The sequence below is a fragment of the Paenibacillus allorhizosphaerae genome, assembly GCF_042659105.1.
GTDB lineage: Bacteria > Bacillota > Bacilli > Paenibacillales > NBRC-103111 > Paenibacillus_G > Paenibacillus_G allorhizosphaerae.
Map to the genome: position 1 here is coordinate 243,293 of NZ_JBHSRV010000005.1, position 17,036 is coordinate 260,328.

The 17,036-nt window shown below is 52.2% G+C and carries 15 protein-coding genes; 13 read left to right on the forward strand and 2 right to left on the reverse strand.

Annotated features, from left to right (window positions below; genetic code table 11):
• The first annotated feature begins 147 nt into the window (after positions 1–147).
• Positions 148–585, forward strand: a complete 438-nt coding sequence (locus tag ACFQI7_RS20135; RefSeq protein WP_218100256.1) for an AAA family ATPase — start codon at positions 148–150, stop codon at positions 583–585.
• Positions 586–707: 122 nt separating this feature from the next.
• On the opposite strand, the gene ACFQI7_RS20140 is transcribed toward ACFQI7_RS20135, so the two are convergent.
• Positions 708–857, reverse strand: coding sequence for a hypothetical protein (locus tag ACFQI7_RS20140; RefSeq protein WP_218100257.1), 150 nt, complete (start codon positions 855–857; stop codon positions 708–710).
• Positions 858–1,120: 263 nt separating this feature from the next.
• Between ACFQI7_RS20140 and thiM the strand changes: the two genes are divergently transcribed.
• Positions 1,121–1,933, forward strand: a complete 813-nt coding sequence (gene thiM, locus ACFQI7_RS20145; RefSeq protein ID WP_218100258.1) for a hydroxyethylthiazole kinase — start codon at positions 1,121–1,123, stop codon at positions 1,931–1,933.
• Between the two features lie 251 nt (positions 1,934–2,184).
• Here thiM and ACFQI7_RS20150 read toward each other — a convergent pair whose 3' ends face one another.
• On the reverse strand, positions 2,185–2,610 hold the full coding sequence (locus ACFQI7_RS20150) for a hypothetical protein (protein ID WP_218100259.1): 426 nt from the start codon (positions 2,608–2,610) through the stop codon (positions 2,185–2,187).
• A gap of 245 nt (positions 2,611–2,855) precedes the next feature.
• Here ACFQI7_RS20150 and ACFQI7_RS20155 point away from each other — a divergent pair, with 245 nt between their 5' ends.
• From ACFQI7_RS20155 to ACFQI7_RS20205, 11 genes are all read left to right on the forward strand, one after another.
• Complete coding sequence (locus tag ACFQI7_RS20155; protein WP_218100260.1) at positions 2,856–5,909, forward strand: ATP-binding protein; 3,054 nt, start codon at positions 2,856–2,858, stop codon at positions 5,907–5,909.
• The gene (locus ACFQI7_RS20160; RefSeq protein WP_218100261.1) at positions 5,884–6,993 is read left to right on the forward strand and encodes a response regulator; all 1,110 of its coding nucleotides are present in this window, start codon (positions 5,884–5,886) and stop codon (positions 6,991–6,993) included. Before ACFQI7_RS20155 ends, ACFQI7_RS20160 begins: the two co-directional genes overlap by 26 nt.
• 109 nt (positions 6,994–7,102) lie before the next feature.
• Positions 7,103–7,462, forward strand: coding sequence for a response regulator (locus ACFQI7_RS20165; RefSeq protein ID WP_218100262.1), 360 nt, complete (start codon positions 7,103–7,105; stop codon positions 7,460–7,462).
• 146 nt (positions 7,463–7,608) lie between these two features.
• Positions 7,609–7,902 carry a Dabb family protein gene (locus ACFQI7_RS20170; RefSeq protein ID WP_218100263.1) on the forward strand — a complete coding sequence of 98 codons (294 nt, stop codon included), beginning with the start codon at positions 7,609–7,611 and terminating at the stop codon, positions 7,900–7,902.
• A 206-nt stretch (positions 7,903–8,108) separates the two neighbouring features.
• A complete protein-coding gene (locus ACFQI7_RS20175; RefSeq protein ID WP_218100264.1) occupies positions 8,109–8,282 on the forward strand; it encodes a hypothetical protein in 174 nt (57 codons plus the stop codon).
• Between the two features lie 152 nt (positions 8,283–8,434).
• Positions 8,435–8,686 carry a hypothetical protein gene (locus tag ACFQI7_RS20180; RefSeq protein WP_218100265.1) on the forward strand — a complete coding sequence of 84 codons (252 nt, stop codon included), beginning with the start codon at positions 8,435–8,437 and terminating at the stop codon, positions 8,684–8,686.
• 186 nt (positions 8,687–8,872) lie between these two features.
• Positions 8,873–9,733 (forward strand): MurR/RpiR family transcriptional regulator, encoded by an 861-nt coding sequence (locus ACFQI7_RS20185; RefSeq protein WP_218100266.1) that lies wholly within the window; start codon positions 8,873–8,875, stop codon positions 9,731–9,733.
• 17 nt (positions 9,734–9,750) lie between these two features.
• A complete protein-coding gene (locus ACFQI7_RS20190; protein WP_218100267.1) occupies positions 9,751–10,563 on the forward strand; it encodes an MBL fold metallo-hydrolase in 813 nt (270 codons plus the stop codon).
• Positions 10,564–10,764: 201 nt separating this feature from the next.
• The gene (locus ACFQI7_RS20195) at positions 10,765–14,754 is read left to right on the forward strand and encodes an FIMAH domain-containing protein (RefSeq protein ID WP_218100268.1); all 3,990 of its coding nucleotides are present in this window, start codon (positions 10,765–10,767) and stop codon (positions 14,752–14,754) included.
• Positions 14,755–14,848: 94 nt separating this feature from the next.
• Positions 14,849–16,177, forward strand: coding sequence for an ABC transporter substrate-binding protein (locus ACFQI7_RS20200; RefSeq protein ID WP_218100269.1), 1,329 nt, complete (start codon positions 14,849–14,851; stop codon positions 16,175–16,177).
• A 22-nt stretch (positions 16,178–16,199) separates the two neighbouring features.
• A complete protein-coding gene (locus ACFQI7_RS20205) occupies positions 16,200–17,036 on the forward strand; it encodes a hypothetical protein (protein ID WP_218100270.1) in 837 nt (278 codons plus the stop codon).

Genomic DNA, 17,036 nt, shown 5'->3' on the forward strand with positions numbered 1-17,036 from the left:
AACATTTTTCGACTAACATGCGGTTGAGCAGCAACGGAATGAACTCAGCCGCTTAGTCATTTCTATATAACTCGCAAATATATCCACAACGGCGTATAATTTGGAAGCAGAAGCAGACAACCATAAATCCCATAAGGATGAATAGCGATGGAATGTATTCTTTTTATCGGCATTCAGGCATCCGGTAAGTCCACGTTCTATAAAGAAGCTTTTTTTAATACGCACGTAAGAATCAATTTGGATATGCTGAAAACGAGGCAAAGGGAACACATCTTTTTAACCGCCTCATTACAAGCAAAGCAGCCTTTTGTCATCGACAACACCAATCCTACCGCCCAGGAAAGAAAAAAATATATTGAGCTTGCCAAGGAACATCGATTCCGCGTGATTGGGTATTACTTTGAGCCGCATTACGAACAGTCGGTTATCCGAAATGACCGGCGCACGGGGAAAAGTAAGGTGCCGGGAATCGGCATCCGGAGTACGCTGAACAAACTTCAGCCACCAGAATTCAGCGAAGGCTTTGACGTATTGTATCGCGTCCGGGCGGAAGAGGGGCTGTTTCGCGTGGAGCCGATGTACTAGAGACAAGATCTCGGTCCGCGTTTCGTCGTGATCGAAAGTGTCGCACACGATAACCGGCATCACCGCGCATATTAAAAACGCACCGACAGTGCGAAGTCGCCCTGTACAGTGCGTTATTTGCATTACTTCCTCTCGCCGCTGCCATTAGAAATGCTGGACCTGGTGCCTCCGGACGCCTGAACGCTGTTGTTGGCTTTTGGTTTAGGCTCGCCACCGGTCATTTGCTCCGGCTTTGTCTGCTGTTCCGCTGCATATTTTTGAATTTCATCCACTGGATTAGTCACCTTCCTTTCTTTGCATGCCATACTGGCAGTGCTTATCTACAAACCTGTATTACTTTTCCATTCTTCCTCCCAAAGAATACATCCCGAGCACGGATCATATGAAAATTCGCTCCCCGCGAATACCGATTCATAATTCCCCGCCATTCCTGAATATGCCAAAGATTCAGCACCTTGGAGAGAATGACGCATCATGCTATAGTAGTATTGAAAATAGATGTGTTGCGAATTTTTCAGGAGAGAAGGCGCAAAAATTGGATAATCAACGAGCGGCGGAAGTATTGGCAAATGTACGCAGCAGCAATCCTTTAATTCATAATATTACGAACCTCGTGGTGACGAACTTTACGGCCAACGGCCTGCTTGCGCTAGGCGCTTCCCCTGTAATGGCCTACGCCAAAGAAGAAGTCGCGGATATGGCGCGGATTGCGGGATCGCTGGTCTTGAATATGGGGACGCTGGATGAGCAGGTCGTGCAGTCGATGCTCATTGCGGGAAAATCCGCGGCAGCGCATCAGGTGCCGATGGTGTTCGATCCGGTTGGTGCCGGGGCAACGCCTTATCGGACGGAAACGGCCCGTTCCCTCATGAAAGAGCTGCCGATTACAGTGATTCGCGGAAATGCCGCCGAAATTGCCAATGTCATAGGGGAAGACTGGAGCATTAAAGGGGTCGATGCGGCTGTCGGTTCGGAAAGCGACGTTGCGGCGCTCGCCCGGAAAGCAGCGCAATCGCTTGGGTCCGTGACGGCGATCACCGGCAAGGACGACTATGTCAGCGACGGTAAGGTCACGTACAAAGTAAGCAACGGCACGCCTTTGCTTACGAAAGTGACCGGTACGGGGTGCTTGCTGAGCGCAGTGATTGGGGCGTTCTTGGCTGTTGAGAAAGATGCCATCTCGGCCGCCGTCTCCGCGCTTGCTTATTACGGGGTCGCCGCAGAGAAGGCTGTGGAAGTGACAGGAAATGATAACCCCGGCAGTTTTCAAATCGAATTTCTCAATCAGTTGCATAGGACGGGTGGCGAGGCGGTTCGTCAGCAGGCGTCGGTGCAACGTGTCGAATAACGGCTGCACGGCAGCATAAGGTGCGGTTAGCGCTAAACGGCTTTATAAGTCATGGAAATGACTAACAAATTTTCGTACAGCCGACTATCGCAGCCTTCTCGGCTGTCCGGCCTCAACCCGCGAAAACGACCAGTTTTGACTTGATTTTCCGGTCCCTTTCAAGCTTTCGAACACGAATACATAGCGGTTATCCGCCGTTCCAAGCATTCAACGAATAAAAAAGCGCAGCCCGTTGCCAAAGCAAGAACCGGCTACGCTTTTTTTGTATAAATGAGGAAAGTCAGCAGCAGCATGCCGATGATTTCAAACAGCATCAAGACGGGCGATACGTGAGCGCCGGAAAAATGCAACGATGAATGCAGGGCGTCGTACTTGGGGCTGATTTTAAGCACCCACATAATATCCGGGAGGGCGCCCAAAAACCCGGCTGCAAGGATGAAAAGTTGTTTATCCCGCCAAGCAATGTAGAGCAGATACAGGATCACCGCCATGCCGATAGCGACGTTGCCGCCCATCTGCAGCTCATCGTGCGGGATCGCATCCAAGGCGAAATGCGAACCAAAGGATAGCGCGAGGACGATCGGCAGCGCGATCGCTTTTTTGCTTGCAGGCAGATGATCGACGGAACATAATTTGTAGATAGCCGAGGCGGCCAGCATATGGGTGGCGACTAACACGATACGTGTTCTCCTTTACGAACGAATATGAACCACTGCCATTATAATCTTTCGCTTCCTTGTTTTTCAACAGAGGGCTGGTTTCAGAAATTGTTTAGAGCATACCGATTAAGATGAAGGAGCAGGATTATTGTGCGATCAAGAATAGCAAAACGAGAGGTTGGCAATGATCTGCTATGATCTGGAAAACGAACGATGACGTTAGTGCAAGATTCGGTCCATTGTTCCGCTTAAAGGCAAACCGAATGAGCAAACCGGTTGTAACGATGCTGTGCATGATTGGCGCTTTTTTTGTCATACTGCTGTTCTTTATGTATCAGTGGCTTCACCCTACCGTCAGTTACCCTGCGGCTCATAATGGAATGCTGGATGCCCGGGGCTGGAATTTTGCCAAGCAAGGGATTATTCCGCTTCAGGGGGAATGGGAGTTTTATGAAGGCAAGCTGCTAAAACCGGAAGATTTCGAAAACCATCCCGAGCTTGCATCGGAACGGCGAATGCTGAAAGTGCCTGGCAGTTGGAAGGGCGTGCTTGCGACGGACGGAAAAGACGGCTACGGGGCAGGCACGTATCGTCTGCTCGTTCAAGTCGATAAGACGGATATGTATGCCCTTCGAGCGAAAAAAATACGGATGTCCAGTCATGTTTATATGAACGGCACCGACCTGGGAGGAAACGGAACGACGGCGCTGGACAAGCGTGAATTTGTCGCGAGCAATTTGCCGTTTCTCGGGGTCGAGAAAGCGGATGCCGGTACGGTGGAAATCGTTATTCAGGTGGCAAGCCTCAATTTTTTGGCCGGCGGTCTGGTACAAGCGCCGGAATTCGGGATGTATTCCGAGGTGCTGGAGCGGGTGGATAATTCCCGGCTTGCGGATATGGTGCAAATTTCGACGATGCTGCTGTTCGCGCTTTATTATGGCGGCATGTTCAGACAGTGGCGCAAGGAACGCCATTTGATGTATTTCAGTCTGTTTTGTCTCGCTACAGGCGTTTTTTTCAGTTTGGACAACGAAATATTAATGACGAACGTATTCCCGAATATTTCATTTGTATTGCTGCAAAAAACGGTATTCGTCTCCGTGTATTTATCTTTTTTATGGTTTGCCTCCTACATATTCCGGTATTTGGGACAGCCGGATAATTTCGTATTTACATGGACCCGCAGGGTCATGTATGTGTATTTCATATTTATTATTCTCCCTAACGACAATTTGGCCAATACCCTGGTGCTCAATCTCTCTTTACAAGCGGCAACGTTCGCGAACATTTTTTATGTGCTGATTCGCGGCCGCATGAAGGGCGTACCGGGGACAGGGTATTTGTCGCTGGGGGTATTTTTCCTGATCACCAGCTGGGGATTTGCTCAATTTCGTTACGAGCTTGCGCTGGACAATCCGTACTATATGATCATCTCGCCGCTGCTGCTTGTATTTTCCCAAGCGTTTCTGATGTCAAACCGGATCCAGCAGGAGTTTCATAAGAACGAGAAATTATCCGAGCAATTGCTTGCATACGACCGGCAAAAGGACGAATTTCTGGCCAAAACTTCGCATGAGCTGCGAACGCCTCTTCATGGTCTTATTAATTTGTCCCAGTCGATGCTGGAAGACCGAAACACTGAGCTTCCGCAGCGGCATAAGGAAAACGTGCGGCTCATGAATTTGGTCGGCCGGCGTCTGGCCGGACTCGTCCACGATATATTGGACATGTCGCTGATGAAGCATGGGCAGCTGCGCATTCATAAAACCGCGGTGGATCTGCGGATGACCGTAGGCTTTGTGCTTGAGATGCTTTCAATCACGCCGACGAACAAGCTGGTGATGATCGTCAACGATGTGCCCGGCGATTTGCCGCTCGTTTATGCCGACGAAAACCGGCTGAAGCAAATTTTATACAATTTGCTCGAGAACGGGCTCAAGTTTACGGAAAGTGGCACGGTACGGATTACGGCGGAACACAAGGGAACCGACGTCGTCGTATCCGTAATCGATACCGGCCGGGGCATCCCAGAAGAGCAGATGGGCCGCATTTTTCGGCCGTTCGAGCAATATGTGGAGACGGGGGCCCATTCGCCGAGCGGCATCGGTCTCGGGCTCAGCATTACGAAGCAGCTGGTAGAGCTCCAGGACGGCACGCTGGAAGTGACGTCGGAGGTCGGACAAGGCACTTGCTTCACCTTCAATTTGCCTGTGGCGGAAAGGAAAGCGTTCGTGGGCAAAAAAAATTACGTGCCGCCCACCGCCGAGCCTACGGCAATGACCGGTCTTTCGTCGCTTGGTGGACAGGATGAAATGAAAATTCTCATTGTCGATGATGAGCCTTTCAACGTGAAAATATTGATCGATGTCATTTCCTCGCTCCATTACGGTTATACCGCGGTTCATGGCGGGAAAGAAGCGATCGAGGCGATGCGAGATTTTCCGAAACCGGACTTGGTGCTGCTCGATTTGATGATGCCGGGCGTCTCGGGACTCGATGTGTGCAGGGAAATCCGCAAAACGCATGGACTGGCTGAGCTTCCCGTATTGATGCTTACGGCTTCGGGGCAAACCGGCGATACGATCGCCGCATTCGCGGCCGGAGCGAACGACATATTGCAGAAGCCGTTCGAGCTGGCGGAACTCAAGGCCAGAGTGCAGTCGCTGCTGTCCATGAAGCGGTCCTCGGAGCACGCCGTACGCAGGGAAATGGACTTTTTGCAGGCGCAAATTACGCCGCATTTCTTGTATAACAGTTTGAACGCTCTTGTCGGACTGAGCTATAAGAATACGGATAAGCTGAGAGAAACGATCCATCACCTGACGACTTATTTAAGAGGGAAATTTACGTTTACGTTCCAAAGCCAGCTTGTGTCGTTTGACCGGGAGATGGAGCTTGTGGAAGCTTATCTTGCGATCGAGCAGCTTCGCTTCGGCAGCCGATTGCAGGTTCGGTACGAAATCGAACCTGATTTTCACTGCATGATGCCGCCGCTGACTTTGCAGCCGCTGGTCGAGAATGCGGTGCGTCACGGGATCGGGCCGAAACCTTCCGGAGGCACGGTGCTCATTCGCGCCCGCCGTGTGGCCGGCGGAGGGGAATTTACGGTGGAGGATGACGGGATCGGGATGGGAGAAGAAGTGTTGGCCAAGCTAAATTCGGATCAGGGCAGCGGCGTCGGCACTTTGAACGTGAACCGCCGATTGAAGATGCTGTACGCCCAAAAGCTCGAAATTGACAGCGAGCCAGGCCGAGGAACGACAATTAAATTTTTTATAGCGGAGGAACCCGATGCTCAAAGCCGTGTTAATCGATGACGAAGAAATTGCGCTGGATGTGCTGGAAATCGTGCTCCAGGAAGTAGGCGGCGTCTCCGTCGAACGCAAGTTTCTTCATGTGGACGATGCGATCGCGTATATGTCCGAGACGAAGGTCGATTTAATTTTTCTCGATATTGAAATGCCGGGCATGAACGGGCTCACTGTGGCGGAGCGGCTGTCGCTCCGGTGGCCGGATATACAAATTATTTTCGTCACGGCTTACCAGGAATATGCTTTGGAGGCGTTCGAGGTGAACGCATTCGGCTATTTGCTGAAGCCCGTTTCCAAGGAGCGGCTGGCCAAGACGTTGGACCGGTTCCGGCGCCGCATGGAGGGGAAGTCCGAGCAAGGGGAGGCGCCTTCGGCTTCGCCCAGTGACATCGCGGGTCCAGGGCCGTCTCCGGCTGAGCCTCGCTTCCGGTTGAATATGCTCGGCAGTATGGAGCTGTACGATAGCAATAACAATCTGGTGACTTGGCGGACGAAGAAGGCCAAGGAAATGTTTGCTTATTTATGGCACCATAACGGAACGCCGGTGCAGCGGCACCGGATATTAGACGATTTGTGGCCGGAAGTGACGTTCGACCGATCGCAAGCGCTGTTTCATACGACGCTGTACCATTTGCGCAATACGCTCAAACAGGTCGGCTTCCCGAATATGGTCATGTACGGGGATGAACGGTACTGGATGCGCACGGACCAAACCGTCAGCGATGTGGAACGCCTGATCCTGCTCATGGGCCGGCCGAACGAGGCTCAGGCCGATGTGGCTGAGCTGACGGCGATTTACCGCGGAGATTATTTGGAGTCCGATGATTATGCTTGGGCGGAATCGCGGCGTTCCGAACTGCGGACCGCCTATTTGCGGGCGTTGGAGCAGCGGCAGCTGCGGATCGGACGCGTGGAGCGGGAAGCGGTACTGCGAAAAATGATCCAGGTAGAACCCTATGCGGAAGCGTACTACCGCCTGCTGATTCGCGATTTGAAAGAAGCCGGGGACAGCGTTGCTTTGCAATCTTTGATGGAACTGATGAAGCAGAGGTTTCAGAGCGAACTCGGAATCGATATGGCCATAGAGTGATATAACCGGGTCTTTGCGAGGATCGTTGTTTAGAAAATGTTTAGATGCCGCCGGTTACAATGGACAAGACGAAGGAATGCAATCACGTTTTGGTGAGGTGGCGCTCGATATGGCAAAAATACTTGTTGTGGACGATACGATTTTTATGAGAATGATGCTGAAGGAAATTTTGTCCAAAGAAGGTCACGAGATCGTAGGCGAAGCAGGAAACGGGATGCAAGCCGTGGATAAGTACAAACAGCTCAAGCCGGACTTGGTCACGATGGACATCACGATGCCGGAGATGGAGGGCATTGAAGCTTTGAAGATCATTCGCGGCCAGTTTCCGCTCGCGAACGTCATTATGTGTTCGGCCATGGGGCAGCAGCACAAAGTATTGGAGGCCATCCAGTGCGGCGCGCGCGATTTTATCGTGAAGCCGTTTCAACCGGAGCGCGTCATCGAGGCGGTTAATCGAGCCGTTATATAACCTTATTTTCACAAGCGATGCGATGTCCATGACTCAGATACTCGACCCAGGTAGCCGAAGTGAAAATGAAAGTTGGCCGTTGTCGGATTCGCATCGGCTGGTATAATGATATCGTATCGTTATACTAACAGAAAAGAGGACAAGTCATGATCGATCATATCGTCATCATCAAATTTAGCGAAACGACGACCAATGAACAGTTAGCGGAGGTATGCGCTCGTTATAAAGCGCTAAAAGATCGCATTGCGGGCATTGTCGACATCCAGGCGGGTATTAACTTTTCGGAGAAAAGCCAGGGCTACCAGGTGCTGCTGTCGGTCCGTTTTGAAAACCGCTCGGCGCTTGAGGCGTACGGACCGAATCCGGATCATCAGGCGGTCGCAGCCTTCATCCGCGATTCGGGAAGAGTCGACAGCATCGTGCTCGATATTGAAATATAATCATCGATCCGGGAAACGCCGTACGCGGCAAACGATCGGAATCGGTTCATCACCGATTTCGCAAAGAAAGGAAATGCTCTCTATGAGGTTGTCTTAGAGCAATTCCTTTCTTTTTTTGTGACGCAATTCACTTTCCGTTTGCGGGAGCGGCGATATAATGAGATGGAGAAGCTTCAATAAAACGGGTGCGAGCGCGGAGGGAACCTATGATGGATAAAGAAATAACGAAGTTGATCGATATGCTGCATCTGGAGGAGAAGGAGATTTTAGAAAGGTTTCGCTTCACCCTGGAGGGGAAACGGTTGACAAAAGTAGAGGCGACGCGGTTTATTCATTTTCTTCGCGAAGAATTGGGAAAGAAAGCACCCCTTAAGCACTAAAGGAGACCTAATTACATGGGTCTCCGTTTTTTTTATTGTTGCGAGTCATAGGAATGACGACGGTGATTTTTTTATTGTACATTGACAATCCTTGTTACTTGATACAAAATGTATCTATGGATAGAAGATCAGCAAGGGGGGGCCAATGAATCATGCTGTATAAGGAAGAAGTCCCAACGGAACTTGTTGTTGGGAAAGAGTACACGCTTCGGCAAGTCGGCCTATTTATCAAAATGAACAAAAACGTAATTGTGCTTAGCGATTCGATCGAATACTTCGCGAATATTCGCGATGAGAAGGTCCTCGTCGTGACGAAGGAAGAATGCTTTGCGCATTACGTCGAAACGAACAGCTACTTTACGAAACGACCGACGAAAACGATCTACCATGTAAAAAAGCTATAGCTTTCATGATATGGCCCCAGCAGCGTCCCTTTCGTGTAACAGTTTGGAGCAATCCTTTCTGGACCGAAAGGGTTTTTTGTCGTTTACAAAACAAATATAAAAATAGTAATTGAAAAAAAACTCCACCAAAGATATTATAAAAGGAGAATATCACCTCTAAATACGACACGAATAGGGGGTTACCGATTGAAAACGGTACATGAAGCGGGAAATACGCTGCTTGCGATTCGGAGCCAGCTCAACGCTTTGACCAAAACGGAGGCGGTCGTCGCACAGTACGTATTGGAGCACCCGGAGGATGTTATTTACTTGTCCGTGACGGATGTGGCGGAGAAAGCCGGCGTCGGCGAAACGACGGTGCTGCGGTTTTGCCGCAAGCTGGGTTACCGGGGATTTCAAGATTTTAAACTGCTTCTCGCCCAGGACCTCGTCCAGCCCGCAGGGCATACGCCCGAAGAAGTGAAAGCAGGCGACGACCCGGGGACGCTGCGGCAGAAGATCGTCAATTCCCACAGCCGCATTCTGGAAGACACCGGGAAGCTGCTCGACGCAGGGAAGCTCGGTGAGGCGATCGAACTGCTTGCACAGGCGGATACGATCCATTTTTACGGGGTAGGTTCTTCCGGCTTGACGGCGCTGCAGGCGGCTCATTCGTTTTCCAGGATCGGGAAGAAGAGCGATGCGAAGCAGGATACGCACTTTCAAGCGATGTCTGCGTCGCTGCTTACGGGGAACGACGTCGCTGTCGGAATTTCCATTTCCGGAAGCACGAAGGATACGATAGAGAACTTGCGTCTTGCGAAGGAAGGCGGGGCCCGCGTTATATGCATTACGCACAATGCCCGCTCGCCGATCACCAAGTTGTCCGATGTCGATCTGTTGATGGCGGCTAAAGAGAATCCGTTTCAAGGGAGCTCGCTGTCGGCCAAAATTTCACAGCTGACGGTCATTGATATATTGCTTGCCGGCGTGTCGCTGCGTCTGCAGGAGGCGGCGCACAAGTTCCGCGAACGGACGGCGAAGGCCGTTTCCGAAAAATTATATTAACCGTGGGGGGTTATGCAATGAAACTACATTTTCTAGGCACGGCCGCAGCGGAAGGATGGCCGGGGCTATTTTGCCGGTGCGAATTTTGTCAGAAAGCGAAGCAATTGGGCGGGAAAAACATTCGAACCCGCTCGTCGGTACTAATCGACGAAACGATCAAGGTCGATTTCCCTCCGGACACGTATTACCACATGCTGCGGGATCAAATCGACATGGCGGCCGTCGAGCATTTGTTCATTACGCATACGCACACGGATCATTTGTTTGCCGCCGATTTGGAAAAGCGGATGCCGGTATGCGCCAAAGGGGTTGAGCACCCGTTACATATTTACGGGCACGATCTTGCGCTTCACCACTGCGCCCGGGAGCTCGATTTGAAAAGCAAGCTGTACGAGCTTCATCTCGTGCAGCCGTTCCGTACCGTGCAGCTCGATGATGAAACGCAGGTGACGCCGCTGCTCGCAGACCATGACCGCAAACAAACTTGCCTGCTGTATTTCATTGAACGCAAAGGGAAGGCACTGCTGTACGGCAACGACTCGGGATGGTTTCCCGACGAAACGTGGACTTGGCTGGAGCAAAAATCGTTCGATGCGGCGATCCTCGATTGTACGAAAGGTCCGCTGCCGGGCCGGCGCAATCATATGAATATCGAAGCGGTGCTCGAGATAAACGAGCTGTTCCGGCAAAAGCGGATGCTGCGGGAAAACGGCCGGATCATCGCTACTCATTTTTCCCACAACTGCGGGCTGCTCCATGAGGACTTGGAGAAAGAGTTTTCGCCCCATGGGGTGCTTGTGGCCTATGACGGCATGGTGCATCATTTATAAGCACGAATTAAGTACGCATCGCGGAATTGCGCAACGTAAAGCAATGGTAAGCCGTCCCGCTAACTACCAAGCTTAGGCGAGAACAACAAAACTTTCAGCGGACATGATATCCACCCAATCGAATCCAAGAAGAAAGATAGGGATGTTATGAAGAAAGTCATATGTTGGTTAACCCTGCTTTGCGTATGGACGACCACCGTAATGCAAATGCAAGCTCCTGCCTTGGCTGCGGAGGACAATAGAGCCCCTTCGGCCGCCGCCGTAACCGTACCCCCGCTGCTCATTACGGAGGTCGTCCCCGACACGACCAACGTCGGCAGCTCGGACGGATACGAATTTGTCGAAGTATACAATGCGACGGACCAAGCAATTGATTTTGCGGATTATGCGCTTGTGTACCGGTACCCGAGCGGCCCGCAAAGAGACGTGGTATGGAAGCCGGCGCAGCGGCATTTGCCGATCGCACCGGGCGGGACGCTCGTCGTGTGGCTTGGCAACGAGGCCAACCAGAGCAAAACGGCGGCCGATTTTAATGCGAATTTCGGTAGCAGTCTGACGGACAACGTCAGCTTGGTGAAAGTAATGACCAATGGGCTCGTCAACGAAAGAATGCGGGAACTTCTCGTCGTGACGAACGCCGGGGAAGAAATCGCCGTTGCCGCATACAATGACGGTTCCTTTGACGTGGCGTCCAATAAAGGAGTTTTGTTCAAATACCCTGAGGACGGTTCGAATCGTATGGTGAAAACGAGCGCACGGACCAAACCGGCTTCGCCCGGTACCGTCGAGCCCGGTCAAGTTCCGGAACGGCTGCTTCACTTGGGCGATGCATCGGCGCCTGCGATTACGAATGTTACCCGCACAACCTCGGCACGGCCGCTTGAAAGTATCGAGATCGTAGCCGACGCCCGGGATGACGTACGGGTCGTCACGATGACGCTGTATTACAAAAATGCCGAGCAATCCGAATTCACACAGGTAAGTCTGGGAAGGGACCGCAGCGACGGGTTTTTCAAACATGCCGTCGATTTCATGAACACGATCGACAGCGAAGCACTGCACTATTATTTTACAGCCTCCGATGGAACGCATCAGACAACCAGCGAGACTTACACCATCCCCATCATCAGAACCGACAACAATCCCAGGCTGAATTTAAAAGACGGAGAAGCCGTATCCGGCACGCGCCTCGTCCAGGCGACGATGAACGGCACCGCTCCGAGTAACTTAGCTCTATATCTCGACGGCACGGTCGTCGGTCATACGTACCGCAAGCTGGAGCAGCCAAGCTTCTTCGTATTCGAAGCGGAAGGTATCGATGCGACGTTTCAAAATGCAGTGACGATGGGTAACGACGTTGTCCACCTGCTCGATTATGCCATCGCCGGGTATACGACGGTCGCCGTGCCGATCGGACCGGAACGATTGGCCGAGGGCAGCAACACGATTACGCTTCGCGCCGGGTCCAAGAAGACTCCGTTCGAGACGACGCCCGGCGTCAATCTGGACGATTTCAACGTTCGCAACGTCAGGCTGATCATGGCGGACGGAACCGTCTTGCGAGACCCCAAGTACAGCGATCCGAAGCTCGTTTTTGACATGGGCGACGGAGGACGGTATTTGCCTGCGGTAGACTTTACATTCCAACTTTCGGCGGATCGCATGACTTCGCTCGCGCTCAACTGGGATACAACCGGCATACGCGACGGCGAGCATTGGCTTAAGGTGGCAGCCCCTAATAACAAGGAGGCAGTCGTTCGGGTGGTGGTTGATAATACCAAGCCGGTCATCGAATCGACATTATCCGAAGGAAGACAGTACGTAGGCGCCTTTGTTGTCGATGCGGCCGTTTCCGATCAAGGATCGGGACTTCCGTCCGTCAAAGCCACGCTGGATCTTAAACCGATTGAGTTGCCCTACCGTACGTCATCGGATCTGCTGACGCCCGGAAGTCACACCTTCCACGTCACGGCCACGGATCAAGCGGGCAATGCGGCCGAGAAAACGGTCCGTTTTTCAACGGCGGAACCTTTGAGCGCAGCGATCCGGCTTATTTCGCCGGTCGACGGCGAGTCCGATGCCGGCACGCAGCCTTTGTTAAAGGTTAACGTAACTTCGTCGGTCTATGAGAACATGGATATCACATTCTTTAAAGGAAACAAGTACACCACTGCGAGTTCAGCGAATGTTAAAGCGTATACGAATCACTATCCCGTTGAGCCTCCGCAAACAAACGTGCCGGACGGCGAGCACGCGCTGAGCAAAGATGAGGCGGATGACGTCTCAGCCCAAGACGGGCGTTACTTGATTCAGGACTCGACGGAGCATTTTCCATATGTGCGCTTTGAAGTGAAGCTGGACGAAACCGTCGATACTCGGGATACGGTAGAACTTGTGTGGGGAGGCAAATCGCTTCCCGGACGAAAAGTGACGATGTACGCTTGGGATTACGGGCTAAGCCGCTGGGATGCAGTCGATTCGTCCATTCCGGAGACGGAGGCGGATTTCACGTTGCGGGGAACGGTCGACGTACCGCAATATGTCCGTAATCATACGGTGAACGTTTTGGTTCAGGACCAAATTCCAACGAGAGAGCAGTACGATTATACGATGGTCTGGCTTTCGGATACGCAGTTTTATACCGAGATGTATCCCGACATCTATAGCTCCCAGGTGAACTGGATTCGGGATCGCAAGGACGAAATGAATATTCGATACGTCATTCATACGGGCGATATAGTCAACGAGGTCAACCAGGATTTCGAATGGCAGACAGCGGATCGTTCGATGCGCGTTCTGGAGCAAGCCGGCATCCCGTACGGCGTGCTGGCCGGCAACCATGACGTCGATGACAACGGCACGGTGAATTATACGAACTACGCCCGTTATTTCGGGGAAAACCGATTCAGTAACCAGCCTCACTACGGGAAGTCTTACCAAGACAACCGGGGCCATTACGATCTCGTCTCCGCCGGCGGCAAAGATTATATGTTCCTTTATATGGGCTGGGACATCGGAGATGAGGAGATGGCCTGGATGAACGACGCTTTGGCGTCACACCCGGAACGAACTGCATTCATCGCCGTGCATGATTATCTCAACCCTGACGGCGTCCGCTCGGAAACCGGCAACGCCATCTACCGAAACGTCGTCGTTCCGAATGCGAATGTCGTCGGCGTACTGAGCGGGCACTACACCGGCAGCTCGGTGAAAATCGACACGCTGGACGATAACGCGGACGGCGTGGCCGACCGCACGGTGTATCAGCTGCTCAACGACTACCAGGGGCTGCGCGAAGGCGGATCCGGCTATTTGAAGTTGCTTCACTTCGATGCGGACAACGGTCAAGTCATCGTCAATTCGTATTCACCGTACAAGAACGATTACAACTTTTACGATCCGCCGCAAGCCGGATGGCAGGAGGAGCTGACGATGTCGCTCAACCTGGAGCCGCAGGTGAAACGGGTGGCGACGGATTACTTCGAAGCGAAAGTATACACCGGCGAAGCGATCGGTTCCGTCACGAACGTACCGAACGGGCAAAATGCGGAGATGAAGTGGAACGGCTTGAACACCAATCAGACGGCGCATTGGTATGTTCGTGCCGAAGACCGTCACGGCCGCCAGTTGAAATCCGAGCTGTGGAGTTTCTCTACCGGGCAAGCGATCGCCGCTCCTGCGAATCTGAAGGCGGCAAGTGTGACGGATACGAGCGTGACGCTGCAATGGGACCCGGTCAGCGATCCCGGCGGAAATCCGATTCGTTACGATATTTATCGGAACGGCAGCTTGTACCAAACCGTGACCGGCAGTGTCTATACCGCATCGGGACTAATGCCGAGAGCGGAGTACGAGTTTTACGTAAAAGCCGTAGATGCACAGGGCCGTACGTCTCAGCCGAGCGGCAGCATAATGGTGAAAACGCTGATTAACGCGTCTGTCGTGAGACGGCTTACGGAGGATTACATCGCTTCGGGACAATTGACCGGTCCGCTGGCAACTCAGTTGTCCGCTAAAATCAAACAGGCGGAACACCAGTTCGGCAAAGGCTCGCAAGATCAGGCAGCCAAATTTGTACAAGATTACATTCAGCATTTGAATCAAGCTTCCATGCAGCAGCACATTACAGCCGGGGCGAGAGACGTCCTCAACGAAGCGGGAGCCGCGCTCTTGTCGGCATGGGGCCGTTAAATCGGTAATGTATCGACTCCTAAGACGAACTTTATGGAGAAATCGTTTGTTTGAACGCAAATCATGAATAATCCCATATAGAAGGAGAATACAAATGATTCCATCGAATGGTAAGAGCCCTGTTTCTTTTTTGCAAGGCCGATGGGTTGCCGGGTTATGTCTTTTCACCGCGAGTGCGCTGTTGTTCGCCGGATGCAGCAAATCTCCGGGGCCCGAATCGAACGCGAAGGTAGAGGAGAAGCACGACCCCGTGACGATCAAGGTGGGGATCAAAGCTACGGGTTACTTAACCGAAGAGGAGTTCAACCGGTATATTACCGAACCCGTCAAGAAAAAGTTTCCGTGGATTACGGCGGAGCGCGTGATCTACACGACGGGCAATCTTGAAAAAATCGTGGCGTCGGGCGAAACGCCGGATTTGATCGTCTCAAACAATATTAACGGATTCCCGCAGCTCGCCCAGCTCGATTTGCTCGATTCGATGGATTCGCTCATCCAAAAGCACGGAATCGACCTGAACCGCTTTGAGGGAGGGACGATCGACGCGATCAAGATGGGTGCCAAACGGCAGGATATTGTGGCGCTGCCTTACTCGCGAAGCTTTGCTGTTTTGTATTACAACAAAGAAATATTCGACAAGTTCGGCGTGCCTTATCCGAAGGACGGCATGACGTGGGAACAAGCGACGGAGCTTGCCAAAAAAGTAACCCGGCTCGATAACGGGGTTCAGTATCGCGGGCTCGATCCGAATGTGGCGGAGCGGCTCGGAGCCCAGCTGTCAATGCCGTTAGTCGACTCTAAAACGAACCGCACGCTGATCAATACGGACCCATGGAGGAAAGTCGTCGGTCAAATGGCGAGCATTTATCAAATTCCGGGCAACGGCAGCATCACGGTCAAAAGCGCGGGCGCCGAGCTGCTCAGCAAGAAAAGGCTGCTGGCGATGCTTCCCGAAGGCAACATCTTGTTCGGATACGGGCTGGAGACGTCCCCCGAGTTTTGGGATATGGTCACGATTCCGGTATGGCCGGAAGCTCCGAAAATCGGGATGAGTCCCGACGAACAAATAATGGTATTGTCCAAAGTAAGCAAGCACAAAGACGATGCCGTACGCCTGCTGTCCGTCGTGCTCTCCGACGAGGTGCAGATGGATATGTCCAAAAACGGGCGAACGAGCATCATGAAGGACCCGAAAATTCAGGGGGCGTTCGCGCAGGATTTGGCCTTCATGAAAGGGAAAAACATTCAGGCTATATTCAAGACGCAGATGGCTAATTATGAAGCGACCCTCTACGATACGGCGTCCATTAACGGGCTCGCCGCGGCCTTGAAAAGCATTGTAACGCAAGGGAAAGACGTGAATACCGCACTCAGGGAAAACGAAGAAGCGGTGAACAAAAAAATAGACGAAATGATCAAATAGTATAGTAAAGTAGGGAGATTCTATGGAAGTCATCGAAGCGAGTGTTCTTTCGAAGACCGGCGATCCGCAAACGTGTGAGGACCGATACTGCGTAACGGAGGATTATGCTTGTGTGATCGACGGGGCGACCGACGTGTCGGGCAAACGGTACAACGGGCGTACATCCGGGCAAGTGATCTCAGGGGTCATTGCCGAGACGATCCCTATGCTGCCGGCAGATGCGGACATCAGAGAAATCATCGATATCATCAATGAAACGTTGATCCGTTATTATAAGGCGCAAGAGATGTACGATTCGGTCACGGAGTCGCCGTACACCCGTCCTACCGCAGCGATGATCCTATACAGCCGAAGCCGGCATACCGTATGGATGGTGGGCGATTGCCAGTGCATGATCGACGAAGAAGCGCATACGAATCCGAAAATCGTCGATGACATCATCGCGAATACGAGATCGCTATTCCTCGAAGCGGAAATTCGGAAAGGAAAGACGGTCGAGGAGCTTCTGGAGAAGGATACCGGCTTCGAAGCGGTGCGTCCGTTCATCCAAATGCAATATTATATGCAAAATTTGCAGGAACCCAACCAGTACGGCTATATTGCCGTCACCGGCTTTCCATTCGACCTGGGTCAAATCAAGACGGTGTGCGTCAAACCGGATGCAACATCGCTTGCGCTCGCATCGGACGGCTACCCAACCATCCGGCCGACGCTGCAGCAGTCGGAAGACGCCCTTCGGGATATACAGGAGTGCGATCCGCTTTGTTTCCGGGAATACAAGCTGGCCAAAGGGCTGGTGAAAGGAAACGCTTCTTTCGACGATCGGACCTACATAAGGTTGCGGTTGAAACCGAGATAA

Coding starts and splice junctions, on each gene's coding strand:
- ACFQI7_RS20135 (WP_218100256.1), top strand. CDS start 148: ATGGAATGTATTCTTTTTATCGGCATTCAGGCATCCGGTAAGTCCACG.
- ACFQI7_RS20155 (WP_218100260.1), top strand. CDS start 2,856: ATGAGCAAACCGGTTGTAACGATGCTGTGCATGATTGGCGCTTTTTTT.
- ACFQI7_RS20160 (WP_218100261.1), top strand. CDS start 5,884: ATGCTCAAAGCCGTGTTAATCGATGACGAAGAAATTGCGCTGGATGTG.
- ACFQI7_RS20165 (WP_218100262.1), top strand. CDS start 7,103: ATGGCAAAAATACTTGTTGTGGACGATACGATTTTTATGAGAATGATG.
- ACFQI7_RS20170 (WP_218100263.1), top strand. CDS start 7,609: ATGATCGATCATATCGTCATCATCAAATTTAGCGAAACGACGACCAAT.
- ACFQI7_RS20175 (WP_218100264.1), top strand. CDS start 8,109: ATGATGGATAAAGAAATAACGAAGTTGATCGATATGCTGCATCTGGAG.
- ACFQI7_RS20180 (WP_218100265.1), top strand. CDS start 8,435: ATGCTGTATAAGGAAGAAGTCCCAACGGAACTTGTTGTTGGGAAAGAG.
- ACFQI7_RS20190 (WP_218100267.1), top strand. CDS start 9,751: ATGAAACTACATTTTCTAGGCACGGCCGCAGCGGAAGGATGGCCGGGG.
- ACFQI7_RS20195 (WP_218100268.1), top strand. CDS start 10,765: ATGCAAATGCAAGCTCCTGCCTTGGCTGCGGAGGACAATAGAGCCCCT.
- ACFQI7_RS20200 (WP_218100269.1), top strand. CDS start 14,849: ATGATTCCATCGAATGGTAAGAGCCCTGTTTCTTTTTTGCAAGGCCGA.
- ACFQI7_RS20205 (WP_218100270.1), top strand. CDS start 16,200: ATGGAAGTCATCGAAGCGAGTGTTCTTTCGAAGACCGGCGATCCGCAA.